Source organism: Pseudoalteromonas sp. US3C1013 (assembly GCF_048401115.1).
Taxonomy (GTDB): Bacteria; Pseudomonadota; Gammaproteobacteria; order Enterobacterales; family Alteromonadaceae; genus Pseudoalteromonas; species Pseudoalteromonas undina.
In genome coordinates this window covers 145383-170916 of record NZ_CP183075.1, presented here as the reverse complement: position 1 = coordinate 170916, position 25534 = coordinate 145383, and the positions used below count along the sequence as shown (strand labels likewise).

The following is a 25534-nucleotide window of genomic DNA, read 5'->3' as shown; positions in this document are numbered from 1 at the left end:
AATTTAAGCAAACAAAGTGGGTGTATACCAATTCGCTGAATTAAGTATTATTGTGGATGGGTATTAAGCACCCGCAATTTGCATTTGCTCAATCAGCACTGAGCCCGTTTGAATACCACCACGTCGCTCTATATCGCCACCAATAGCTGAAATACCTTTAAACATATCTCTTAAGTTACCAGCAATAGTTATTTCACTTACTGGGTACTGTATTTCACCATTTTCAACCCAAAAACCAGCTGCACCACGAGAGTAGTCACCAGTCACGGTATTTACACCCTGCCCCATAAGTTCAGTGACTAACAAACCCGTGCCCATGGTTTTCAATAGTGTAGCTAAGTCCTGATGGGTTTGCTCAACCAACCAGTTATGAATACCACCGGCATGGCCTGTTGGCGTCATATTCATTTTACGCGCTGCGTAGCTCGCTAATAAATATGTTTGCAATTCACCACCGTGTATTATTTCTCTGTCTAGAGTTTTAACCCCTTCGCTATCAAAAGGTGATGATGCTAACCCTTTTAATAAGTGTGGGCGCTCTGAAATATTAACGGTTTTGCTGAACACTTGTGTACCTAAGCTATCCAGTAAAAAACTGGATTTACGATACAGTGCGCCACCGCCGATTGCAGACACTAAATGGCCAAACAATGAGTTAGCAATATCGGCTCTAAAAATAACCGGCACTTTCATGGTACCTAGTTTTTGACTGTTTAGTTTAGCTAGGGTTTCTGCAGCGGCTTCAAGCCCAACACTTGCAGCATCTTTTAGCCCTGCTTGATCGCGGGAAATTGTGTAGGCTGAGTCGCGCTGCATATGCTCGCCCTCTTTGCCTATTACCATAGTGCTTATGCTATGGCGTGTTCTTGGGTAGCCTGCAATTAAACCATGACTATTGCCATACACTCGCAGCCCTTGGTGTGAAGAAAAGCTAGCACCATCAGAATTCACAATTCGCTCATCCGCATTTAATGCGGCTTGCTCAGCAGCATGACATAAATCAATCCCTTGCTCAGGACTTACATCCCAAGGATGAAATAAATCTAAATCTTTAGGCGAAAACTCAAGTAATTCTTTATCAGCAATACCATTACACGGATCATCTGAGGTGAATTTAGCAATATCTATGGCTTTTTCGACCACAGATCGCAATGTTTTTGGATTTAAGTCAGCCGTAGAGGCGGAGCCTTTGTTATTACCAACATACACGCTAATACCTAAACCACCGTCTTGATTAAACTCAATGGTTTCTACCTCGCCCATGCGCGTACTTACCGACAGCCCTGATGTGCTCGACATAGCAGCTTCTGCAGCAGTAGCGCCTAGTTTTTTTGCATGTTCGAGTACTTCAGAAACGGCATCTTTTACTTGAGAAATTTGCGAATAAATTGGATCTTGGTGTTGGCTTTTCATAAATTCTGTCCTGAGCCCTGAAGGCCATGTTGCACACATTTTTTATATTTAAATGCTAACACACTCACTGCACCACATCAGCTAATATTAATCACTAAAAGAATCGCGTATAATAGACAAAGTTATTTTTACTTAAGAGCACCCCATGGCGAAGAAAAAAGGCAAGCCTGCTGAAATTGAAGAAGAAATTATATATGTATCAAAAAGTGAACTTAAGCGCGAAGCGCAAGAGTTTCATCAGTTAGGGTCTGAAATTGCCAAAATGGGTAAAAAGCAGCGCGAACGCTTACCGCTTAATGATGACTTAAAAGAAGCAATGGTTGTTGCCGATAAAATTAGTAATAAAAGTGATGCATACCGCCGCCACTTAAATTACATAGCAAAAACCCTTCGTACAGTAGAAAACATTGAAGAAATTAAAGCGATCATTGATGTAATGCTTAATAAAAATAACCAAGCAGAGGTTATGATCAAAAAGATTGAGCAGCTGCGCAGTGATTTAATTGAGCAAGGCGATGACTTAATCAACGAAACAATTGAACAATACCCAGCTCTTGAGCGCCAAAAAATGCGCCAACTGGTGCGTAATGCGGCCAAAGAAGTAAAAGCAGAAAAGCCTGCGAGAGGCTACAAAGAGCTATTTCAGTATTTAAAAGACGCCATAATGTAACGCAGCCACGTTACATACTAAAAAGGTGCTACGGCACCTTTTTTTGTTGTAGATCAAAACCCCTTCCCCTTTCCTTTTTTACAATACGCAGCAACTTAAAAGATAAGGTGCGTGTGATGATTAAACTTCCTCAATGGGATCAAACTTTAATAAACAAATACAATGTATCGGGCCCGCGTTACACGTCTTACCCGACTGCACTTTCGTTAGCCGACGGCTATCAGCAACAAGATTTGATTAGCGCTATTGAATCATCGCAAACCCGTGCTTTGTCTTTATATATTCACATTCCTTTTTGTAGCCAGCTTTGCTATTACTGTGGCTGTAATAAAGTCATTACTCGCCATCAATCTAAAGCTGATACCTACCTAGATTTTTTAGCTAAAGAAATCGTGGCACAAGCGCCGCTATTTCAAGACTATCGGGTTGAGCAATTACATTTAGGAGGCGGTACTCCAACCTTTTTGACCGCAGCCCAAATGACTCGCTTAGTAAAGCTACTAGAGCAACACTTTAACTTTAGCGATACCTGTGAGCGCGGTATAGAAATAGACCCTCGCTCACTGGCTGACAATATGCTGATTGACTTAAGCGAGATGGGATTTAATCGTGTGTCATTTGGTATTCAAGATTTTAATGATCAAGTTCAGCTAGCTGTTAACCGCCCTCAACATGTTGATGAGGTAAAGCAGTTAATTACCCAAGCAAAACAATTAGGCTTTAAATCAATTAATGCAGATATGATTTATGGACTGCCATTACAAACACCTGAGAGTTTTAAGCAAACTATTGAGCAACTGATTGCTTTAGACCCCGACCGTGTTTCAGTATTTAACTACGCTCATTTACCTGATCGTTTTGCCGCTCAACGTAAAATAAAAGATGCTGATTTACCCAGTGCCCATAATAAGCTCACTATGTTCAAAAATACCCTAGAGCAAATGACACAGGCGGGCTATCAATTTATAGGTATGGATCACTTTGCAAAAGTTGATAATGAATTGGCTATTGCTCAAAATAGCGGCCAACTGCATCGTAACTTTCAAGGTTACACTACCCATGGAGAATGTGATTTACTAGGCTTAGGGGTCTCGTCAATATCGCAAATAGGCACAGCCATACTACAAAATAAGAAAGAGCTAAAACACTATTACCAAACAATCGATGAGCAAGCAGGCAGTGCCATTAATAAAGGCATGCATTTAACCCAAGATGACCTTATTCGAGCGGATGCAATTAAACAACTTATTTGCCAGTTTGAGCTTGATATGAGCGTATTCGCGAACAGACATAAAATCAGCTTTAATGACTACTTTAAAGATGCCTTAGAGGCACTCACACCATTAATTGCCGATGAAATGGTAACAATAGAAAACAACCTAATTAGCGTAACACCAAAAGGGAATTTATTTATTCGTATTATTTGTATGTGCTTTGATGCGCACTTACAAAAACAAATAAATGCCACTCGCTTCTCACGGGTTATATAATTTAAAAAATAGCGCGCATAAAAAAAGCAGACCTAGGTCTGCTTTTTTATGCTGTAAAATTTAAGTGCTAGTTAAAAACCACGTTTTCGCTGCCTTGGGCTGCTTTAAACTCAACAATAATTTTTTTACAGTCAGCTTCAATTTCATCACTCAGTGATTCTTCTGCGCGCCAGCGTGCGGTATCTTGCTTAAAAATTTCTTTTTTAGCGTACTTTTTGCGCGAATCGTGAGTTGGCATTTCTTTTACCACGTCGTACATTTTATAAATGCCTGGGTATGCAGTTGTTAAGTCACGCTCAGTATCAAAACTATATTGCGACATCAGCACCCAAATACGTAAACAGCCCTCAGAGTAATCACATTGCTTTTCATTCATCGCACGTGCAATTAAATGAATACTATCGGCTAGCTTTGCATTACGTTTTAAACGCGACTGCTTAAGTTTTTGCTGTTGCTCTGCCTGTTGTTTGCTAATTAGCTTTTTTTGCACACTTAGCTTGTAGAGCAACTGACCCGCATAAAATGCCAAGCCCGCTATAATAGCAGCACCTACAACTAAGGCTAAGATCACTGCTGTACTCATTGCGTATCCTTATTACTTATCTTCGTCGTCATCTAGCCATTCATTAGCTAGGTCGTTTGATAGGTATTGATCAAAATCTGAATTACTTTCTTCATCACTGAAGTCATCTTCAAATTCTTCTTCATCTTCAATGCCTAATAACTTACACAGCACTTGGTGACGCGCTATACGGCTATTAAAGTATTTAGCATCTTTACCCGTTAGCATTTCACCTTGCTCATGACGCTCAACTAATTTAAGCAAGCGCTCATCATTTTCAAGCGCCTCTAATTCTTGCTCAGGCGTTAACTCAGGCTCAATCGCCTTTTTAAGCTCTGCTACAGGCTTAAGGGTACGTTTCATTTCGACTTTTGGTTCAGCGGCTGGGGCAACTAATGGTACTGCTTTTTTACTACCAACACGTTTGTCTTTAGCAGCCGAACCTGTTTTTTGAGTGTCATTACTCAATGCATCAGGTGCATTACGTGAACCAGGCTTAGCGCCTTTGGTTTTCTTTACACGTTGCTCTTTCAATGCACGCATTTCTTTAAGCTTATCTTGGCTTAAACGAACGGGTCCATTTGATGGAATTTTACGTGACTTTTTCTTTCTACTCATATCTTGATCGTCTCACTTAAGAGGTTTTGAGCGAGGCGCAACTCAATGGGCATCGCGATGCTGGCCTAGCCAGAAGAATTCGGTTTGCGTTTTAGAGGTTGGGTTTCTCTATATACGCCAAAGCATATTTAGATGCTTTTTTTAAACGGGGGGTATTGTAACAGGACAAATAAAAAGGCGGTAGAGAAAACATCTCTACCGCCTGCTAATCTGAGCGCCATTATATGGACACTTCTCCCTTCGACTTTTTAGTCTTTATTATTTTTATTATTATTTCTTTATCCGTATTATTATTATTTATCTTCCGTGTAGCATTCCATTTTGTTTTTATTATTAAACTTCCATGAGTTTTTATTATTTTCGGTCTTTCCTGACACTTTTTTGTTATTTCCTTTAGTAGCACTCTCAATGTGCTATTCAGTCGTGCCGCGCTACGATCCTTATAACGTTTTCCTATTTGTTATTATTGTTGCGACAGGGGTTAATTTACTCGTTAATAATTTTGTTACAACTAATTTATATCTTTTTTCTTATGTAAAACATAACAAAAGACGTTAAAAATCATAAATTACAATAAGTTAAATTGAAAAACAAAAATAAAATGAGACTTTTCTTACAATATAGTATGGTCAATGTCTTACAAGTAAAGGGGCTTTATCGGTCATTGCAGAAACAAAAAAAGCAGCCAAGGCTGCTTTTTGTCTACTTAACATTGTATTATGTTAACAATATCTAAATAAATACGACTTTAGTGTAGACCGCCAAGGTATTTAGATAGTGTTTCAATGTCTTTATCTGTTAATTTCTGAGCAATATCTTGCATAACACCATTTAGGTCGTTATTACGAGTGCCATCTCTGAACTGTTCAAGTTGTGACTTGATGTATTCAGGATGTTGAAAAGAAATTTTTGGGAATTTAGCTAATGAAGAGCCATTACCACGTGGACCATGACAAGCTGCACATGATGGAATTCCGCGTTCAGCGTCACCCGCTTTGTACAACATGGCGCCTGTTTCTTGAATATCTTTAGGTGTAGCACCTTCAGACATGTTCAAAGAAGCAAAGTAAGCAGACAAGTCTTTCATATCTTGATCGCTCAATGGCATTGCCATACCGCTCATTACTGCATTCATTCGACCTTCTTTACCGCCCGAAGTCATACCTAATTTAAATTCAGTAAGTTGCTTATATATGTAATCTGCGTGTTGCCCTGCAATTTTTGGGTAGATGTTAACCGGCGCATTACCGTCTGGGCCGTGACAAGCCGCACACGTTGCTGATTTTTCTTTACCTGCGTTTACATCGCCATCAAATGCTGTTGCGTTGCTTGCTGACAACGCACCAAGCAATATAGTTAAAGATAGTGCTATTTTTTTCATGGTGAATTCTCTGTTTCCGACCCTGTATCATCTACAATATGGATGTTGTGATTTTTATATTCTACACGATATTAAATTCTCTGGCACGTTTTCTACACACATTAAACCTATAAATTATAGGGTTTTGAGTAAAATTAATCGCTAAGCCAGTTAAAATGTACCATCAGCAACGGTTTTACATGCTCAAATACACTTTTTAATAGCTACTTTATAGTATAAAATACGCGCCACGGGTGAATTTGGTTTACCCAATGTTATTTTTTTTAGTTTTAGGAGAGCCTGTGCTCAAATCTCGTATCAAGTATAACACTGCGTCTTTTGTTACAAGCGCGCCAGACATCACTAAATTACCTGCTGATACGGGAATTGAAGTCGCGTTTGCCGGTCGCTCAAATGCAGGTAAATCAAGTGCGCTTAATGCCCTTACCGATCAAAAGTTAGCACGTACTAGTAAAACACCTGGCCGTACTCAGCTGATCAACACATTTGAACTTGCCGATGTAGATGACATGCGCCTAATTGACTTACCAGGTTATGGCTTTGCGAAAGTGCCAATTGAAATGAAAAAGAAATGGCAAAAGTCGCTAGGCGAATACCTACAAAAACGTCAAAGCTTAAAAGGTATTGTGGTGTTGATGGATATTCGTCACCCATTAAAAGATTTAGACCGTGATTTAATTAATTGGGCTGTAGGTAGTGAAATTCCAGTATTGGCACTATTAACTAAAGCAGATAAGCTCAAGCAAGGTCCACGTAAATCACAGGTACTTAGTGTTCGTCGTGAATTGAGTGAATTAGATGGCGATATAACAGTTCATGCATTTTCATCACTTAAAGGCACAGGCTTACCAGAAGTCGCTAAAAAGTTAGATGAGTGGTACTTAGGTCCAATCGTAGCAATTCCACCTGCTGACAAAGAGTAATTACCCTAAATAAAACCGCTCATTCGCGGAGGTAATAAAATAGCCGAGCTCATCAGTTTCGGCTATTTCAGCCCACTGATAAAACACATTTCTGGCAACTCGCGCAAAACAACCATAGGGTAATTGCATATAAGGCACTGCAGCGCCTTTGTAATTATTAATATATAGCGGCTCAGCACGACTTAGTAGCCAGGTACGCTGTAGATTATCAATACAACAAATAACATCGCCATCAGAGGTCGACTCACGATGCCAACTTACAATAATAAATGGCGCATCCTTAGCCTCAATCGCAATTTTCTCTACTGGCGTTTTTAAATAAAACTGTCCATCTTCGCGGCACAACACACTAGCAAACAGTTTTATCATGGCTTGGCGGGTAATTTCACTACCCGCATAAAACCATTTACCTTGCTCGTCAATCAGCAGTGGCAATTGCCCGCAATGAGCAGGCTGCCATTGTTCAAAAGGTTTACTTGGCTCGCTTAGTTGCTTACTAAGTTCGTTCAGAGAAATCACTGTTTTTTAAAGGTCAGTGCAAAAGTAACCGGTACCGCAGTAGCAATCGAAGGTAAGCCGGCTAGTTTTTGTAACTGCATTATCCCTTCGGTGACTTTAAAGTCATCGCTATTAATAATGATAGGTGTAAATGATGCAACGCTTAAATCCCCGTTTTCCGCACTACTAACAAGTACATCAACTGTAAGTGGCTTTTTATGACCGTGAAAGTCTAGCTCGGCGCTAACACCTTTTAATACGTACTGCCCAGGCTGCTTAATAAGTGACAATTTATCAGATAAGTCAGCGGTTAATACTGCATTTGCAAAAGTGTCAGATTCAAACAAAATTTTGCTTAGGCGCTCGTTACGAATAGGAATAAACGTTTCAGCTGAGGTTAAATCAACATTTACGCTAAACTGACCTTGCTCACTCAATTGCCCTGATAACTGAGTAAAATGGCTTGCCTCAGCAATGCTATTTTTTTTAATTGAGACAAAACTTAATTGGCTTTTATCGTTGAGTAACTGCCAGTTTGCCGATGCAACACCTGAAACTAGTAAACATGATAAAGATAAACCTGCTACAGCTAACGTTTTAAACATAATGCACTCCTAAAATAAAAGATTTATACCCGAAAAAATAATACTTTGATCAGTCAAATTAAAAATCACTAGTACGCTGAGTTAAAAAGAAAACGCACAGTAAACTGATGGTATCACTTGAAACGCTAAGTGCAATTAGAGAATAAATTTAACGCTTTGGAGTAAAGCTATAAAAAAACGGCCCATCAAATATATGATAGGCCGATATAGCAAACTGGGGAGAAGCTATCAATACGTTGCATCTTACGATGCATCATCAACAGGATGTCCTACAGGATGAGGACGGGCGGCACTTTACCAAAAGCAAGCGTAAAAATACAAGCATATTATCGATATTCGAAGCGAATTGACGAACCTCTAACGATTTAATACAAACTGCTGTTTAATTTAACTTTTTTTTAACCTGCAAGCTAAAAGAAAAGCGCCTATTGGCGCTTTTAAATAATTCTTTTTAACTGTTGTGTTTACCTAAGACAAGGCATCCTTGGCATACCAAATTAGTGCGCTTGTTCCCAGTTATCACCTTCGTCAGCTTCAACTATAAGTGGTACATCTAGCTGTGCCGCTTGTGACATCAGCTCACAAATTTGCTGAGTGTATTGCTCAGTGCACTCTGTTTTAATCTCAAATACCAATTCATCGTGTACCTGCATAAGTAGCTTAACCGTATTAGGCGCTTGCTGGTTGACCCATGCATGTACTGTTAACATGGCTTTTTTAATAATATCGGCAGCAGTGCCCTGCATAGGGGCATTAATTGCTGCGCGCTCAGCGCCTTTGCGGCGTGCTCCATTGCGGGCATTTATTTCTGGTAAATGTAAACGGCGGCCAAAAATAGTTTCTACGTAACCATTTTCTGCTGCTTTTTCACGGGTCGTTTCCATGTATTCTAAAACACCTGGGAAACGCTCAAAATATTTATCAATATAATGCTGCGCTTCATGGCGTGGTACATCAAGTTGACGTGCCAGACCAAATGCCGACATGCCATAAATTAAGCCAAAGTTAACGGCTTTAGCTTTACGGCGCATATCAGATGTAACCTCTTCAAGCTCAACTCCAAATACCTCAGCAGCTGTAGCGCTATGCACATCTAAGCCATTTGCAAAGGCATTGAGCAACCCTTTATCTTGTGAAAGATGCGCCATAATACGCAGCTCTATTTGGCTGTAATCGGCCGCCACAATTTTATATCCATCAGCAGCAATAAAGGCTTCACGAATACGGCGCCCTTCTTCTGAACGAATAGGAATATTTTGTAGGTTAGGATCGCTTGAACTTAATCGACCCGTTGCTGTTACCGCTTGATGATAAGAAGTATGCACACGCTTGGTTTGCTCATTCACGATCAGTGGCAATTTATCTGTGTAAGTTGATTTAAGCTTAGATAAACCGCGATGCTCAATAATCACTTTAGGCAATGGGTAATCGTGTGCTAATTCTTGCAGTACTTCTTCTGCTGTAGAAGGCGCGCCTTTGGGTGTTTTTTTGATAACGGGCAATTCTAGCTTTTCAAATAACAGTACTTGTAATTGCTTTGGCGAGCTTAAGTTAAACGGTTCGCCTGCGATTTCAAACGCTTCTTTTTCAAGCTCAAGTAATCGTTCACCTAAGCGTTGGCTATGCGTGGCCAACATATTGCTGTCGATAGCAACACCGGTGCGCTCAATGTCAGAAATAACGCTTACTAGTGGCATTTCTATATTTTCAAACACTGATTTAAGCTTTTCATCCGCTTCAAGTTTCGGCCATAGTACTTGGTGTAAACGCAAAGTAATATCGGCATCTTCTGCGGCATAAGGCGCCGCTTTTTCAAGTTCGATTTGATTGAACGTGAGCTGCTTTTTACCTTTACCAGCAATGTCTTCAAAGCTAATATTTTTGTGGCCTAAATATTTAAGTGCTAATGAGTCCATATCATGACGAGTACCTACGCTGTTAAAAACATAAGACTCCAACATAGTATCAAACTTAATACCATTTAATTCATAGCCAGCATTGGCAAGCACACTTTTATCGTATTTTAAATTTTGACCAACTTTAGCTTTATTTTCGTCAGCTAATATTGGCCCAAGCTTTTGCATCACAAATTCAAGGCTTAGCTGTTCAGGCGCACCTGGGTAATCATGTGCAACCGGTAAGTAGGCGGCTTCCCCTGCTTTTACTGCGAAACTCATCCCTACCAACTGCGCTTTCATATACTCTAAACTGGTTGTTTCAGTATCAAAAGCAAATAGCTCAGCTTCATTGAGCTGCTCTATCAATGTATTAAATTGGGCCTCAGTTAAAATCGTTTCATAGTGCGCATCTTCAACTTTTGGCAACTCATTCTCTTGGGTTGGGACCGCTAAATGTGTGTCAGCATCTTTTGGATTGTCTAGTAATTCAGCTAGCCAGCGACGGAATTCACACTCACCGTATAAGGCAATTAATTCGTCTTTATTCGGTGTTTGCAATTTAAAAGTATCAAGATCAGATTCAACCTCCACATCACACTTAATAGTGGCAAGTTCATAGCTCAATGGTAAATGATCAATCGCTTTTGCAAGCTTTTCACCTATTTTACCTTTGATATCAGCAGCATTATCAATTACGCCCTGAAGCGATCCGTACTTTTGTAACCATTTAACCGCAGTTTTAGGCCCGCACCCTTCAACACCAGGAATATTATCTACTTTATCGCCCATTAAGGCTAAATAATCGATAATAAGTTCAGGCCCAACACCAAACTTTTCAACCACAGTGTCGGGATCTGAAATACTATCAGTCATGGTATTGATCAAAGTGACATGCTCATTAACCAACTGCGCCATATCTTTATCACCAGTTGATACCAGTACATGGCGTTGTTGCTCAGAAGCAATACGTGCAAATGTACCAATCACGTCATCGGCTTCTACACCTTCAATACTAATTAATGGAAAACCCATCGCTTTGATAATGCTGTGCAGCGGCGCTATTTGGGTTCGCAGATCATCAGGCATTGGTGGACGATTCGCTTTATATTCGCTGTACATGTCATTTCTAAAAGTTTTACCTTTGGCATCAAATACCACCACCATATGTGAAGGATCGTATTGTTTGATCAAACTTTTCAGCATGTTTACCACGCCATAAATAGCGCCGGTGGCTTCACCTTTAGAATTAGTTAAATGAGGTGGCGAATGATAAGCACGAAACAAATATGAAGAGCCATCAACAAGAACAAGCGGGTTTTCGGGGATCTGAGCCATGGTAAAATTGGATCCTAAATACAAAAAAGTAATATAAGTATAAGCATGCCATAAGGCAGTAAATAAAACGACTGTGAATTAATGTGATTAAGAGCGCTACATTTTTAGCAACTTGTGGATAACTATGTAGATAACACCCACAAACTATCCATCCGAAACATAGCAAAATGCTTAGATTAGTTTGTAATTTATTGTTTTGTTTAAAAAAAGATAATTCGAGGTTCTTTTTTATTATTCTTCTATCAATGTGGAAAAGGCATTTAAACCGTTACTGGTGTTGTAACCCACTTTGATTATTTACGTCCATTTAAATAACTGGATGAGCATTCTAGCATAATGGATCAAAGATCATAGCGATCCTTTATAATTTTTTTTACCCTTACTAGTTATCAAATGGCATATAGCGCATAACAACTTACTTTGCGGCTAAAAAACCAGCAAATAAATTTTTAGATAGGCTGATTCGTCGTGTTAAACTTTATTAAAATGACTTCAATGGAGCAAAATAATATGAAAAATATAGCGGTAATTTTAGCAGGTTGTGGCGTATTTGATGGCAGTGAAATTAATGAAGTAGTGCTTACTTTATTACACATTGAAAAAAACAACGCGAAATATCAGTGTTTTGCGCCCGATATTACGCAGTACCATACTCTTAATCACATTACTGGTGAAGAAATGGCAGAGTCGCGTAATGTATTAGTGGAATCGGCTCGAATCACCCGTGGCAATATAAAGTCACTCGCTGAATTAGACATTACACAATTTGACGCTTTAATTATTCCCGGCGGCTTTGGTGTAGCTAAAAACTTATCTGACTTTGCTATTAATGGCACTAACGCGAAAGTAAATGACGAAGTACTGAGCGCTTGTAAAGCATTTGCAAAAGCAAATAAAGCCACCGGTTATATGTGTATTGCACCCGCTTTATTGCCATTCATTTATAATAAACCACAGCTCACTATTGGTAATGATAGCGACACGGCCGATGCTTTAACCACATTAGGCGCTGAGCATATTGAGTGTAAAGTGGATGATATTGTTATTGATAAAAATAATAAGCTGGTTACAACACCTGCTTATATGTTGGCACAATCAATTATGGATGCCGATGCAGGAATCGAAAAACTAGTACGTAACGTATTGGCCATTAGCTAATTATTAGGGTTCTGATCGCATTTAGATGTCTAATGATCCCGTTTTATTTAGGTAATTTATTGAGTTAAGACAATCATTAGTCGTATTTATAAATAAAATCGACTCTGAGCATTTTATAAATCACTGAGTGGAGTTATAATTGGTCTAAATTCCGTCATTTAAAATCGTGATTGATCACGTTCAAATTGAAGTGGGCAAGGCAAAATGAAAAAACTATCAGCTGCAGCATTACTTGTGCTAGCAACCACCGCATACGCACAGCCATATGATAACTCTATGACTGAAGATGCAATTAAAAAACGTTTAGCGCCTATTGGTGCTGTTTACCTTGAAGGTGAGAAAGTAGCGGTTGCTGCACCAACAGGTCCTCGTTCAGGCGAGCAAGTATATCAAGCAGCCTGTTTTGCTTGTCACGGCACAGGTGCTTTAGGCGCTCCTAAATCAGCTGACGATTGGGCTCCTCGTATCGCTAAAGGAAAAGACACCTTATTAGATCATGCGATCAATGGCTTTAATGCCATGCCACCGCGTGGAACGTGTATGGATTGTTCTGATGATGAAATAAGCGCAGCAATCGATTTCATGACCGCTAACTAAAATTAGCCAAGTCAAAATGCTTTAAATAAAAGGTTTACGTTTTAGTAAGCCTTTTTTGTTTCTAATTCATGAGTTTTAGCTACATAATTAAGAAAAATATCTACTTGACGCAAAATGTTAAAAGTGGAACTATAATGATTAATAACTATACAAAAAATTATAACTGGTTAAACATCATTGGAAGATAAACTTATTGTACCTAATAGCGTAGTGCGCCAAAATAAACGACTAAAAGCACTATTAAAAAAGTACAAACATGCCTACCACCTCCACAATGCCCTGATACAATTATCAGAGCAAGCAAGTACTGTTGCCGAGCTAACCTTACTTTACCCTGCTATTCATGACATTTTACAAAAGTATGTTCCGAGTAAAAGCTTTTATGTGGTGCTGGTTGATCCCCAATCACAACAGTTAGAATTATCTTATTTTTCTGATGAAAAAGATGGCATTGCAGTACCACTTAATCGAGATAATAATTTTGAAGAAGGCGCAACGGGTTATGTCTTCAAGCAAGGGAAAACCACTTACTTTACCAAACAGCAAATGCATGATGCTGCCCAGAAAGGCTTATTTAAAGCATTGGGTACACCTGCAGAACACTGGGTAGGCGTTCCCGTTTATCAAGAAAGAAACATTATTGGTGTGTTAGCCGCGCAAAGTTACGACACAGAACAAGGTTACAGTTCTCAACAAATAAACCTGCTTGAGGCCATGTCACTCTATTTAGCCACCGCAATTGAACGGGTTAAAAAACGAGAGTTACTCGAATCAGAAGTAAAATTAAGAACCCGAGCATTAACGCAAAGTAATGACGCTTTAAATGTTGAAATACAACAGCGAAAAGGTGCCCTGCAACGCCAGCAAATATTATTCAAAATTTCAGAGCTGACAACCCAAGCCAAAAATTTAGATGATGCTTATTTTCAAATACACGAAATAATAAAAACCATTACTTACGCAAAAAACCTTTATATTGCCTTGTATGATAAAGAATCAGGTTGGATCAGTTTTCCCTACAGTGTTGATGAATTCCAAGGCAGCACTCAACCACGGCGCTTTGCAAAAGGCTACAGTGAACTGGTTATAAGCACCGAAGAAACACAAATAATTCATCCGAAAAGAGCACAAGAGTTATTAAATAGTGGCATTGTAGAGCGTGAAAAACCAATTGATGAATCCAAGAGAGCCACCAGCTGGCTAGGCGCTCCGCTAAAAACTTCGCAAGGCGTTATAGGGTTAATTGTTTGCCAAGCTTATAATAATGAACACCTTTTTACACATGATGATGCAGAGCTAATCACCTTTGTATCGCATCAAATTGCCACGGTATTACAAACAAAATTAGCTTCACAGGCACTAAAAAAGAGCCACCAAGAACTTGCCTCACGAGTTAATGAAAAAACTAAAGAATTGAGCCAAGCAAATTTACATTTGCAAATGCAAATTGATGAACGTAAAAAAATAGAACAACAGCTTTATCACGATGCTCACCATGACTCACTAACAGGCTTACCAAATCGGAATTTATTTTTAACTCAACTAGAAAAAACCCTGCAATATTATCAACGCAATCCAAATGAGCACTTTGCTGTATTGTTTATTGATCTTGATAAGTTTAAAGATATCAATGATCAGCTCGGGCATCATGCCGGCGATGAGTTTTTAATTAGTGTTAGTAAACTATTCTCACAATGTATTCGTGAGCATGACTTATTAGCCCGTCTAGGCGGAGATGAGTTTGTAGTATTACTAACCCATTTAACTGAGCCAAATCAGGCAGAAGATGTTGCCAATCGCATTATAAAAATTATGCAAAAGCCGTTTTGTACTAAAGGCGTGTGTGTACAAAGTGGCGCCAGTATTGGGATAACCTATTCAAAGCAAAGCTATAAACATACCGATGAAATCATTCGCGACGCCGATGCTGCTATGTATTATGCTAAAAATTCTGGTAAAAACCGCTTTGAGTTATTTCATCCACTGCTCACTGAGCCTATGTTGCAACATGAGTCACAAACATTGCATCACCTTGATGTATTGCCTATGACGTTTCGTAGCTCAGATATTATCACCTTGGATGAGCATTATCAGAGTGCATCGTTATTTGAGGCTTTTGGTGAACACCCAGTCCTTGGCTTTACCAGTTTTGATATTTTAAAGAAATTTGCGAATGATAAAGAACAACATACCAAAGTTGAACTACAACTCATCCAACAAGCTTACCAACAAGCACAAAATGCAGAGATAGCCGTTGCGCTATTGCCTTGCTCCAGTTTACTGTTAGAAGAGCATGAATTTTCTTTACTAAAAGCGACACTAAAACAACCGGTAAACAATGAACAGCTTTGCTTGTTGTTTGATGAGCAGGAGCTGCGTTATGCCAGTGCACAGCAATTAGAGAACTTAAAACAGCTTAAAAAACTCGGTCATTCGATTGGCTTAAACAATTTCGCAAAAGACAAATGCGAGCTTAATTTGGTGACTGAAATAGAGTGTGATTATTTACTCCTTAGCTCCACCTTCAGTAAACGAGTATTACAACAAGAAAGCTACGATTTACAGTTGCAGGGGGTGTTGGCTATTACTAAGCTTAAACAGATAAAAGTGATAGCTAAAGGCCCATCAATATTAAACTTTAGAGCTCTTTTAGATAAACACGGCATAAACCTATTCGTTGCTAAACAGCACCCACTAACCAGCGCTATACCAGCTACGCTTAAAAACTCAGAATTAAAATAGCGCTAAACACACCTTATTGTGGCTTTTTCAGCATTGCTCTTAAATTTGCAACCCGAGCTTGGCCTTTTTCCATGCGTTCAGCTTGGGTGTTAGGCGCTTTTTTGTTTTCAAAGGCTAAGTCATCTTGCGGTAACTCTTGCACAAATCGACTCAGCTCTGTTTGTGATGTTTCACCAAATTGACGGCGGATTTTAGCATAGGTTAAAGTCAGCTCTTGTTGCGCGCGGGTAATACCTACATAGGCAAGGCGGCGCTCTTCATCCACATTGTCTTCATCAATGCTTACTTGGTGTGGCAACAATCCTTCTTCCATACCGACCATAAATACATAGGGGTACTCGAGTCCTTTTGAGGCATGCAAAGTTAATAATTGCACGGCATCAGCTTCATCTTCTTCTTCGTTTCGCTCTAGCATGTCCCGAAGGGTCAATTTACTAACTACTTCAGCCAGTGTCATTGGCGGATTATCGGCATCGCCTGTTAACATGTCTGTTATCCAGCGATACAGCTCGGACACATTTTTCATCCGCATTTCAGCGGCTTTGGCACTAGGCGATGATTCATACAAGTAAGCTTCGTAATTAATATTACGCACTAAATCCTTCACCGCCTCCAGTGTATCACTGCGCACTGCGTTATCTGAAAGCTCAACCACCCAACGGGCAAACCCAGCTAGTGCATTTAAACCACGTCCTTTTAGTCTGTATCCTAAGTCGTTATCAAAGCAGGTCGCAAATAAGCTTTGGTGTTTTTCATTAGCTAAGGTGCCAAGCTTTTCAAGCGTGACTGTACCAATTTCACGACGTGGGGTATTCACAATTCTTAAAAAAGCATTGTCATCATCTTGATTCACTAAAAGACGTAAGTAAGCCATGATATCTTTAATTTCAGAACGTGAAAAAAACGACATTCCACCACTAATTTTATACGGGATTCGGTTACTCATTAACGACTTTTCAAAGCCCCGCGCTTGGTGGTTACCCCGGTACAAAATAGCGTAATCTTTATAGCTGGTGCGTTTCATAAATTTATGCGAAATAATCTCTGCGACCACACGTTCTGATTCATGTTCTTCATCGCGACAGCCAATGACTTTAATTTGCTCACCATAGCCCAACTCACTAAAGAGCTTTTTTTCAAACTCATGGGGGTTATTTGCAATTAAGATATTGGCCGCTTTAAGAATGCGCCCAGCACTACGATAGTTCTGTTCTAGTTTTATTAATCGAAGCCCAGGGTAATCTTTACTTAATAACACCAAGTTTTGTGGACGAGCACCACGCCAAGAGTAAATTGACTGATCGTCATCTCCCACCACAGTAAAGCGTGCTCGTTCGCCTACCAGTAATTTCACTAATTGATATTGGCTGGTATTGGTATCTTGATATTCATCCACCAGTAAATAACGAAAACGCTGCTGCCATCGCTCACGTGATGTGGCATTACTACTTAAAAGCAGCGTGGGGATCATAATTAAATCATCAAAATCCAGCGCGTTATACGCTCTTAATTGATTTTGGTAACGCGCATACAACTGAGCAAACAATGCCTTTTGCGGCTCTCTGGCTTCGCGAATAGCTTGTTCTGGTAAAATAAGCTCATTCTTCCAACTACCAATTTGCATTTTAAGTAGATTTAGTAAGTCTTTGTCTTTTTTAAGCTCGTCTTCGGTTAAATCACCGAGTAATTGATTAGTATCTTGGTCGTCAAACAACGAAAAACCGGGTTTAAAACCCAGTGTTTTTAACTCTTTTTTAATGATTTCAAGCCCAAGCGTATGAAAGGTAGACACCCATAAACCTTTAGACTCTTGTTTTCCCAAGGTTTGCAAAACCCGCTCGCGCATTTCTTTAGCCGCTTTATTGGTAAAGGTAACCGCCGCAATATTACGCGCTTGATACTCACATTTCTGTACTAAGTAAGCAATTTTGTTGGTGATAACTCGCGTTTTACCCGAGCCTGCGCCGGCTAATACTAAGCAAGGACCACTAATGTACTTTACCGCTTCATCTTGTTTAGGATTGAGTTTCATAACGACCAGCTGATTGCAAAAAGACGGGCAATTTTAACGTAATCACTACAATACGCCTAGCCAATAAGGTAATATTAGTTATTATCATTTTAGGCAACAGGCAAGGGACGACTATGATTAACCCAGCAAAACTTGAAGAAATTGCGAAACAGATCACTAATAACATGCCACAAGGTGTAAAAAACCTGGCTGATACACTTGAAGGTAAAACTAAGCAAGTGTTACAAAACAAGCTTGCCGAAATGGACTTTGTAAGCCGTGAAGAGTTTGATATTCAAAGCCAAGTGCTGATCCGCACACGTGAAAAGCTAACTGAATTAGAAGCAAAAGTAGCGATACTTGAACATCAATTATCGGCAAAAACAGACGCTGAATAATAAATATAACGCCATAGACGAACCTGCTTTATGGCGCTACTCACTCAGTTATTCAAATAGCTCGTCCAGCACATAATAACCCGTTGCTTGTTGCTGCTCTATGCTTACCCTCAGCAATTTATTAGCTACTTGCTCACCGGTAATGGGTCTATACCGTTTGAGGATACCAAAACGCGTTAGCAGTGGAAGTACCACCTCACCGAACTTTTCTGCAACTCTAAGCTCTGAACGCTCGCCGACTAATAAAGACGGTTGCAATATACTCAAGCGTGCAAAGCCAAGCTGCTTTACCTGCTGCTCAAGCTCCCCTTTTATTTTTAGGTAACGGCTCATACTATGTGCATTTGCGCCACTTGACGATACCAAACAATAATGCGGAACAGCGTTATTGGCCGCCATTTGCGCACAAATAAATTGGTATTCAAAATCAACTTTACGTTGTGCAGCCACACTGCCCGCTTGCTTTAATGTAGTCCCTAAGCAAGAAAAGAACACGTCACCTTTGAACAATTCAACATGATGCGTCAAATTTTCAAAATCAATAATATGGCTAATTAATTTAGGATGAGAAAAATCTAATTGGCGGCGCGATAAGCTCACTACCTGCGAATAGCTAGAAGATGCTAACAGCTGTTGTAATAACTGGCTGCCAACTAAGCCGGTACTGCCGATTATTAGCGCCGTTTTGGCCATATTAAAGGTGACTGTCCGCAGATTTATTTAGTACATGGTGTACTGCTTTTTTATAGCTTTCACACTCTTCTTCAGCACAACTAACTACCGATTCTAAGTCATGCAAATGACCATTTTCTAAGCCATATACCCAACCATGAACCGTGAGTTCTTGACCTCTTAGCCATGCATCTTGAACAATGCTAGTGCGAGATACGTTACGCACTTGCTCAATCACATTAAGCTCTATTAAACGATCAAGGCGTTGTTTTTCTGGCAGAGCATTAAGTTGCTCTAGGTGTTTTTCTTTTACATCACCAACGTGGCGGAGCCAGTTATCAATAAAGCCAAAGCGGTCCTCGTTCAGTACCGCTTGCACACCACCACAACCGTAGTGGCCAACAACCATAATATGTTTTACTTTTAATACTTCGACCGCGTACTGCATAACCGATAAACAATTATGATCGGTATGTACAACCACGTTGGCAACATTACGGTGCACAAATAACTCACCCGGTAATAAATCAACAATTTGATTAGCTGGCACCCGTGAATCAGAGCAACCTATCCATAAGTACTCTGGGTTTTGTTGCATCGATAAAATTTTGAAAAATTCAGGGTTCGCTTCGCTCGTTCTAGATGCCCAGCGTTTATTATTTTCTAGTAAGTTATTTAAATTTCTCATTACATCTCTTTTAGGTTGAGGGCGTTTTTAAACTGGCTAAAATTAAAATATTACGGGGTGTTAATTGCTTCTCACAAAATGTATTAACACTGACGTCATAGCCTTGCTGCTGCAAATATAAAGCACGATCGAGCACAAGCCAAACTTCTATTGCTCTTCTAAACACATGTCGAACCAGTTCAACTCGCTCTGTTACTTTTTTTCGCGCCTGCCCAATCAATAAAAACTTATTGTAATCAATATCTTTTGGCATTTTTAAGGCTTTTTTGTCTGCCGCCCAGTTACAAAATGCTGCAAACGAATCTGAAAATATCGCTTTATTCACTGAAGGGACGCTGACATACCCTAACTCACCAGTAAGTGACTTTCTTAAGGCATCAAACCCGAGTCGCCACTCCACTTCTGTTTTTCGCACTTTGCCTACTCGCGAAGGAGCTGTAACAGTTTCTTGCAGGGCGAGCTTTAAATCTCTGTGAGTTAAGTTTAATCGACTTTGCTGAGCATGCTCGCTCATCGCTTGGTAATTATTATCAGTAAATAAATGATAGCAACAAGGTGAAAAGCTAATTTGTGGTACTTTTGCTGCACTGGCTTGATGCATAAAAGTTTGGTGTAACGCACCGCAGGCATGCAAAGCGACGGCATGAGTGTGTGGGCTAAAAAAATCCTGAATGCTATCCTTAAGTACATCGGCTTGGCTAAATTGTATTGCAAGTCCCTGCTGCTGTGCACTTTTTTTCCCTTGTTCACACAAATGAGATTGTAGCTCAACGCTGTGTACACTCTGCGCACCATTAAAAGCTAACATTCGCCCTAAATGGCCTTTACCTGCACACCACTCTAATACAGGCTGATTACTAGTGGGCAATGCGCCAACAAAATCTTGTAGCTGAGTAAACTTTCGACCTTTAATACCATTACTGATCCAAAACGGGTATTCCTTCCGAGTGTTAGTAATGGCAGGCAATGACACTAATCGGCTAAGTTGCTCAACAGCGGGAATATAGGATGAAAAAAACTGATAGAGCTGTTCTTGATCAGAGTCTAATTCAGCAACCGCCTGATCGGATAAAGCGCTCAAAGGAGCATGTAATTCAGGCCAAGGTAAAGCGTCAAAATCAAATGCAGTACACTGCCAATACAAGCGAGTATTCATTAGCAAAGAGTCTAGGGCAGAAAATTGCTCAGTTAAGGTCATAACAGCTTAGGATATAAAAAAGACGCTTAATTATACCAGCACAATAGCACCTGATTAAGCAGTTATTTTTTTAACCTCGCAGAGCAAGGGAATGGAGTAAGTAATCCACTAGCGCGATTTAAACATTAAACGTAAATAGAGGGGGATAGAAATAATGCTTATTATAATAGCCGCAATCAGCATCCAAGAAAGCTGCAGTGTTTCTTGCTTTTTATATTTATAAATAAAATCAGCTTTTACTTCATCAAACTTTGTTTGATCAATCTCATATAAGTCAGCAATTAAACGCCATTTAGCCATCGACATATTACCCACAGTAGTACTCGGTGGAGCAATATAGTCTTTAAGTACCTCAGCCTCATATGCCAGTTGATGAAAACTGCGTTCAGGCGCATAAAACTGTTGGGTTATGGCAATGGCTTCATCCATATTCATTACCGCGTAGCGCCACCCTTTTAAACTTGCTTGATAAAACTTTTCTACCGTATCGGGGTGATACTTAACCATACTATCGCTGGTAAATAAAATATCCGCGTATACATCCATCCCATAACGTTGTGGACATATAAGTCTATGAGCAACCCCTTGCTGATCCATATGATAAGGTAGGTCGGTAACATACACTTCTATGGCATCTAATTTATTTTCCATCCATGCTTGTTGCAATTCATCGCCTTTGTAAACAGCCAGTTTTTCGGTATCAATACCACTGCGCTTAAGCATAGTTAGTAACTCAGAATTACTCTCTTTGCTGACTTCACTTACACGCTTGTTAATAAAATCACGAGCATGAAAAATATCTGAAGTTTCTTTTACCATCCAACAGTAAGGAGAAAACTGTAATATGGCAGCCATGGCTACAAAGGGTTCACCGGCAATACGGCGTTCTAATATACCTGAATGTGCTACACCAAATTGCGCCTCTCCTCGCTCTACCGCACCAAAACTATTTGGCCGTTTTGGATCGGCAGGAACTATATTGACGTCTAAACCGGCCTCATTATAAAAGCCTTTTTGTTTGGCCATATAATAGCCAGCAAATTGAAATTGGTGCGTCCACTTTAATTGTAACGTGACTGATTCCTGCGCCATTAACTGGCTACAAAAAAAGCAGATGCTAATTATTATTCCTTTAAGTAGCAAAGCAGGCTTCCATAAACATGATAATTAATTATAACTATATGTAAAACAGCTAATAAAGCAAGCATCGGGATAAGATGCTTGCTTAGGATAGAGTTAGGCTAGAGCGATTTTTTCAAGCTTTTCTGCTTGAGGTTGGGTAGTTAAAAACTGAGTAAAACAGGGATTATCGGTTTCGTCTTGGACACTGTAACCTAGCCGATTTAAGTGCTCATTAAACATCTCATATTGGCTTGGTTCAATAGCAAAGCCTGCTAATACATTCCCCATTGACCCGCCATGATTGCGGTAGTGAAATAAAGTGATATTCCAGTTACTACCCAGCGTATCTAAAAAGCGCGCCAATGCGCCTGGGTACTCTGGAAACTCAAACCTTAGTAAGCGTTCATGTAACTGCTCTGGCGCTTTACCGCCAACCATATAGCGTACATGTAGCTTTGCTAATTCGTTATCTGACAAATCGCAAAAGGTATATTTGTTATCTGTTAGACTTTGTTTAAGCTCTTCAAGTTCTGCTAACCCTTGACGTAGCGCAATACCAACAAAAATTTGCGCCTCGCCAGGCCCCGCATAACGATAGTTAAACTCAGTAATGGCACGCCCACCTAAAGATGTACAAAACTGCTTAAAACTACCGCGCTTTTCATCAATGGTCACGGCTAATAAAGCTTCGTTTTTCTCACCCAGCGCAGTGCGCTCAGCCACATAACGTAAGCGATCAAAGTTTAAATTAGCACCAGACAAAATAGCAGCTAAATTTAACCCCTTTAAACCCGACTGCTGAGACCATTTTTTAAGTCCTGCAGTTGCAAGCGCTCCTGAAGGCTCAGCTATAGCACGGGTTGATACAAAAATATCTTGCATGGCTGCACATATTTCATCGTCTGATACGGTAACTACTTCATCACAAAACTTTTGTGCCAGTCTGAATGTTTCGCTACCAATTATTTTAACGGCAACACCATCGGCAAAACTGCCAACGCGATCGAGCTCTACCGGCTCGCCTGCTGCTAAAGCAGCTTTTAAGCAGGCGCTTTCATTCGCCTCAACCCCTATCACTTTGATATCGGGGCGCAGCGACTTAATATATACCGCCATACCTGCCAGCAAGCCGCCGCCGCCAACAGGAATAAATACCACATCTAAATCGTTGAGCTGTTGCATTAATTCACGGGCAACCGTACCTTGACCAACAATCACATCAGGGTCATCAAATGGCGGTACAAATACGCCGTTTCGCTGCTCAGTTAATTCCAGCGCATACGCTTTTGCGGCATCAAATTGATGGCCATGCAATACGACTTCACCACCCAATGCCCTTACCGCATTAACCTTTATTTCAGGTGTGGTCACGGGCATCACAATGGTGGCTTTGTGCCCTAAGTGTGAGGCACTTAGTGCCACACCCTGGGCATGGTTACCTGCGGATGCGGTGATCACAACCGAGCCTTTAGGTAGCTTATTTAATTTATTAAAAGCACCGCGTAATTTAAACGAGTACACGGGTTGCTGGTCTTCACGTTTTAACCAAACATGATTACCTAATCGTGCACTCAATTCGGCCATTTCACTTACCTCAGTCACCTTGGCTAAAGGCTCCATATTGGCTTGGATAATCGCGCGAAAATAATCGAGTTCTTGAGAAACCATACCTAGCTAAGCTCCTCCAGTTTGGCTAAATCGCGAACTGCACCTTTATCTGCGCTGGTTGCAAGTAGCGCATACGCTTTAAGCGCAGATGATACATAACGATCACGATTAAGCGGTTTATACGCTTGTTTACCACGAGCCAGTTGTTTTTGCTTGCGAGCTTCAAGCTCTTCACCGCTTAACGCCAGCGTTATTTCTCGAGTGGCAATATCGATGATAATTTTATCGCCGTTTTCAACATAAGCAATTGCGCCACCGCTGGCAGCTTCCGGCGATACGTGGCCAATCGATAGACCCGACGTGCCACCTGAAAAACGCCCATCAGTAATTAATGCACATTGCTCTGCCAAACCTTTTGATTTTAAATAGCTAGTTGGGTATAGCATTTCTTGCATACCAGGGCCGCCTTTAGGCCCTTCATAGCGAATAACCACCACGTCGCCGGCTTTTACTTCGCCATTTAAAATCCCTTCTACAGAGTCATCTTGTGATTCGTATACCACAGCAGTACCTTCAAAATGCAGCATTTCATCAACAACACCCGCACTTTTAACGATACAGCCATCTATTGCTAAATTACCTGAAAGCACGGCAAGGCCACCATCTTGACGAAATGCATGTTCTACACTGCGAATACAACCGTTTTCACGGTCGTTATCACCCTCATCCCAACGACAATCTTGGCTCATTGCTTTGGTGGTACGAATACCTGCAGGGCCAGCACGATAAAACTTTTGCGCAGCTTCGTTATTTGGATCGGTTGCATCCCACTTTTTAACCAGTTCACCCATTGTCATACCAGCAACATGGTTAACCGATAAATCAACTAACCCTGCCTTTCCAAGCTCGCGAACTATTGCCATCATGCCACCAGCACGGTGTACGTCTTCAATGTGGTATTGCGCTGTAGCTGGAGCAACTTTACATAAAAACGGGGTTTTACGTGAAAGTTCATCAATGTGTGACATATCAAAATCAACGCCGGCTTCTTGTGCCGCTGCGAGTAAATGCAATACCGTATTTGATGAACCGCCCATAGCAATATCAACCACCATAGAGTTCATAAATGCGGTTTTATTAGCGATGGCACGAGGCAGTACTTCTTGGTTATCTTTTTGGTAGTACTCACGGCATAAATCAACGATACGTGCCCCCGCTTCAACATACAGTTGTTTGCGATCTTTATGGGTCGCAAGCGTGGTCCCATTACCAGGCAGCGCAAGGCCAATTGCTTCTAATAAACAGTTCATAGAATTGGCGGTAAACATCCCTGAACACGACCCACAAGTAGGGCATGCAGATCGCTCAACTTGCTCAGAGTCGGCATCACTTACCGATTCATCAGCACCTTTGACCATAGCATCAACCAAATCGAGTTTAATATCGATATTCGCTAATTTGGTTTTACCTGCTTCCATTGGGCCGCCCGATACAAAAATAACGGGTATATTTAAACGCAGCGCCGCTAACATCATTCCAGGGGTGATTTTGTCGCAGTTAGAAATACAAATCATCGCATCGGCACAATGGCCGTTCACCATATACTCTACTGAGTCGGCAATTAAATCGCGCGATGGCAGTGAATAAAGCATACCGCCGTGACCCATCGCAATACCGTCATCGATAGCAATGGTATTAAATTCTTTTGGTACACCACCGGCCTGAGTAATGGTTTCAGCCATCAGTTCACTAAGCTGATTAAGATGCACGTGCCCCGGTACAAATTGCGTAAATGAGTTCACAACAGCAATAATTGGCTTACCAAAGTCGGTATCAGTCATGCCTGTTGCACGCCATAATGCTCTTGCGCCTGCGCGTTTACGCCCTTCAGTGGTAGTTGCACTTCTTAATTTAGCCATAGTTACCTCAGTGTTTGCCGCAATTAAT

At 40.5% G+C, this 25534-nt stretch carries 21 protein-coding genes; 7 read left to right on the top strand and 14 right to left on the bottom strand.

Annotated elements, in window-relative coordinates; genetic code table 11:
- Nucleotides 1-63 precede the first annotated feature (63 nt).
- A complete protein-coding gene (gene pmbA, locus ACNSN2_RS00755) occupies nucleotides 64-1413 on the bottom strand; it encodes a metalloprotease PmbA (RefSeq protein WP_138569778.1) in 1350 nt (449 codons plus the stop codon).
- Nucleotides 1414-1558: 145 nt separating this feature from the next.
- On the opposite strand from pmbA, the gene yjgA reads away from it, so the two are divergent.
- Complete coding sequence (gene yjgA / locus ACNSN2_RS00750; RefSeq protein WP_010390384.1) at nucleotides 1559-2083, top strand: ribosome biogenesis factor YjgA; 525 nt, start codon at nucleotides 1559-1561, stop codon at nucleotides 2081-2083.
- Between the two features lie 116 nt (nucleotides 2084-2199).
- Nucleotides 2200-3573 carry an oxygen-independent coproporphyrinogen III oxidase gene (gene hemN, locus ACNSN2_RS00745; RefSeq protein WP_418608163.1) on the top strand — a complete coding sequence of 458 codons (1374 nt, stop codon included), beginning with the start codon at nucleotides 2200-2202 and terminating at the stop codon, nucleotides 3571-3573.
- 67 nt (nucleotides 3574-3640) lie between these two features.
- Here the strand turns inward: hemN and ACNSN2_RS00740 are convergent, their stop codons facing one another.
- From ACNSN2_RS00740 to ACNSN2_RS00730, 3 genes are all read right to left on the bottom strand, one after another.
- On the bottom strand, nucleotides 3641-4156 hold the full coding sequence (locus ACNSN2_RS00740; RefSeq protein ID WP_075169499.1) for a DUF2489 domain-containing protein: 516 nt from the start codon (nucleotides 4154-4156) through the stop codon (nucleotides 3641-3643).
- Between the two features lie 12 nt (nucleotides 4157-4168).
- Nucleotides 4169-4753, bottom strand: coding sequence for a Der GTPase-activating protein YihI (yihI, locus tag ACNSN2_RS00735; protein WP_418608161.1), 585 nt, complete (start codon nucleotides 4751-4753; stop codon nucleotides 4169-4171).
- 748 nt (nucleotides 4754-5501) lie between these two features.
- The gene (locus tag ACNSN2_RS00730; protein WP_418608159.1) at nucleotides 5502-6134 is read right to left on the bottom strand and encodes a c-type cytochrome; all 633 of its coding nucleotides are present in this window, start codon (nucleotides 6132-6134) and stop codon (nucleotides 5502-5504) included.
- Between the two features lie 281 nt (nucleotides 6135-6415).
- On the opposite strand from ACNSN2_RS00730, the gene yihA reads away from it, so the two are divergent.
- Nucleotides 6416-7057, top strand: coding sequence for a ribosome biogenesis GTP-binding protein YihA/YsxC (gene yihA, locus ACNSN2_RS00725; RefSeq protein ID WP_418608156.1), 642 nt, complete (start codon nucleotides 6416-6418; stop codon nucleotides 7055-7057).
- Here the strand turns inward: yihA and ACNSN2_RS00720 are convergent, their stop codons facing one another.
- From ACNSN2_RS00720 to polA, 3 genes are all read right to left on the bottom strand, one after another.
- Nucleotides 7058-7576, bottom strand: a complete 519-nt coding sequence (locus ACNSN2_RS00720) for a DUF1285 domain-containing protein (protein ID WP_138622899.1) — start codon at nucleotides 7574-7576, stop codon at nucleotides 7058-7060.
- Nucleotides 7573-8160, bottom strand: a complete 588-nt coding sequence (locus tag ACNSN2_RS00715) for a YceI family protein (protein ID WP_418608154.1) — start codon at nucleotides 8158-8160, stop codon at nucleotides 7573-7575. The genes ACNSN2_RS00720 and ACNSN2_RS00715 overlap by 4 nt, the downstream gene beginning before the upstream one ends.
- Before the next feature lie 497 nt (nucleotides 8161-8657).
- On the bottom strand, nucleotides 8658-11393 hold the full coding sequence (gene polA, locus ACNSN2_RS00710; protein WP_418608152.1) for a DNA polymerase I: 2736 nt from the start codon (nucleotides 11391-11393) through the stop codon (nucleotides 8658-8660).
- A gap of 510 nt (nucleotides 11394-11903) precedes the next feature.
- Here polA and elbB point away from each other — a divergent pair.
- The 3 genes from elbB (at nucleotide 11904) to ACNSN2_RS00695 (ending at nucleotide 15890) form a co-directional block, all read left to right on the top strand.
- Nucleotides 11904-12551 carry an isoprenoid biosynthesis glyoxalase ElbB gene (elbB, locus tag ACNSN2_RS00705; RefSeq protein ID WP_010390362.1) on the top strand — a complete coding sequence of 216 codons (648 nt, stop codon included), beginning with the start codon at nucleotides 11904-11906 and terminating at the stop codon, nucleotides 12549-12551.
- A gap of 204 nt (nucleotides 12552-12755) precedes the next feature.
- The gene (locus tag ACNSN2_RS00700; RefSeq protein ID WP_008112730.1) at nucleotides 12756-13148 is read left to right on the top strand and encodes a c-type cytochrome; all 393 of its coding nucleotides are present in this window, start codon (nucleotides 12756-12758) and stop codon (nucleotides 13146-13148) included.
- A 177-nt stretch (nucleotides 13149-13325) separates the two neighbouring features.
- On the top strand, nucleotides 13326-15890 hold the full coding sequence (locus tag ACNSN2_RS00695; protein ID WP_418608149.1) for a diguanylate cyclase domain-containing protein: 2565 nt from the start codon (nucleotides 13326-13328) through the stop codon (nucleotides 15888-15890).
- Nucleotides 15891-15903: 13 nt separating this feature from the next.
- On the opposite strand, the gene rep is transcribed toward ACNSN2_RS00695, so the two are convergent.
- Nucleotides 15904-17922 (bottom strand): DNA helicase Rep, encoded by a 2019-nt coding sequence (gene rep, locus ACNSN2_RS00690; protein ID WP_010390360.1) that lies wholly within the window; start codon nucleotides 17920-17922, stop codon nucleotides 15904-15906.
- Between the two features lie 113 nt (nucleotides 17923-18035).
- Between rep and ubiK the strand changes: the two genes are divergently transcribed.
- Nucleotides 18036-18299 (top strand): ubiquinone biosynthesis accessory factor UbiK, encoded by a 264-nt coding sequence (gene ubiK / locus ACNSN2_RS00685; RefSeq protein ID WP_418608146.1) that lies wholly within the window; start codon nucleotides 18036-18038, stop codon nucleotides 18297-18299.
- Between the two features lie 48 nt (nucleotides 18300-18347).
- Here the strand turns inward: ubiK and ACNSN2_RS00680 are convergent, their stop codons facing one another.
- From ACNSN2_RS00680 to ilvD, 6 genes are all read right to left on the bottom strand, one after another.
- A complete protein-coding gene (locus ACNSN2_RS00680) occupies nucleotides 18348-18992 on the bottom strand; it encodes a short chain dehydrogenase (protein ID WP_418608144.1) in 645 nt (214 codons plus the stop codon).
- A gap of 1 nt (nucleotide 18993) precedes the next feature.
- Nucleotides 18994-19659 carry a carbonate dehydratase gene (can, locus tag ACNSN2_RS00675; RefSeq protein ID WP_008112739.1) on the bottom strand — a complete coding sequence of 222 codons (666 nt, stop codon included), beginning with the start codon at nucleotides 19657-19659 and terminating at the stop codon, nucleotides 18994-18996.
- A 10-nt stretch (nucleotides 19660-19669) separates the two neighbouring features.
- Nucleotides 19670-20857 carry a methyltransferase gene (locus tag ACNSN2_RS00670; RefSeq protein ID WP_418608142.1) on the bottom strand — a complete coding sequence of 396 codons (1188 nt, stop codon included), beginning with the start codon at nucleotides 20855-20857 and terminating at the stop codon, nucleotides 19670-19672.
- A gap of 108 nt (nucleotides 20858-20965) precedes the next feature.
- On the bottom strand, nucleotides 20966-21949 hold the full coding sequence (locus tag ACNSN2_RS00665) for an ABC transporter substrate-binding protein (RefSeq protein ID WP_010390353.1): 984 nt from the start codon (nucleotides 21947-21949) through the stop codon (nucleotides 20966-20968).
- A 144-nt stretch (nucleotides 21950-22093) separates the two neighbouring features.
- On the bottom strand, nucleotides 22094-23647 hold the full coding sequence (gene ilvA / locus ACNSN2_RS00660) for a threonine ammonia-lyase, biosynthetic (RefSeq protein ID WP_075169505.1): 1554 nt from the start codon (nucleotides 23645-23647) through the stop codon (nucleotides 22094-22096).
- A gap of 2 nt (nucleotides 23648-23649) precedes the next feature.
- Nucleotides 23650-25506 (bottom strand): dihydroxy-acid dehydratase, encoded by a 1857-nt coding sequence (gene ilvD / locus ACNSN2_RS00655; RefSeq protein WP_418609021.1) that lies wholly within the window; start codon nucleotides 25504-25506, stop codon nucleotides 23650-23652.
- Nucleotides 25507-25534: the final 28 nt, after the last annotated feature.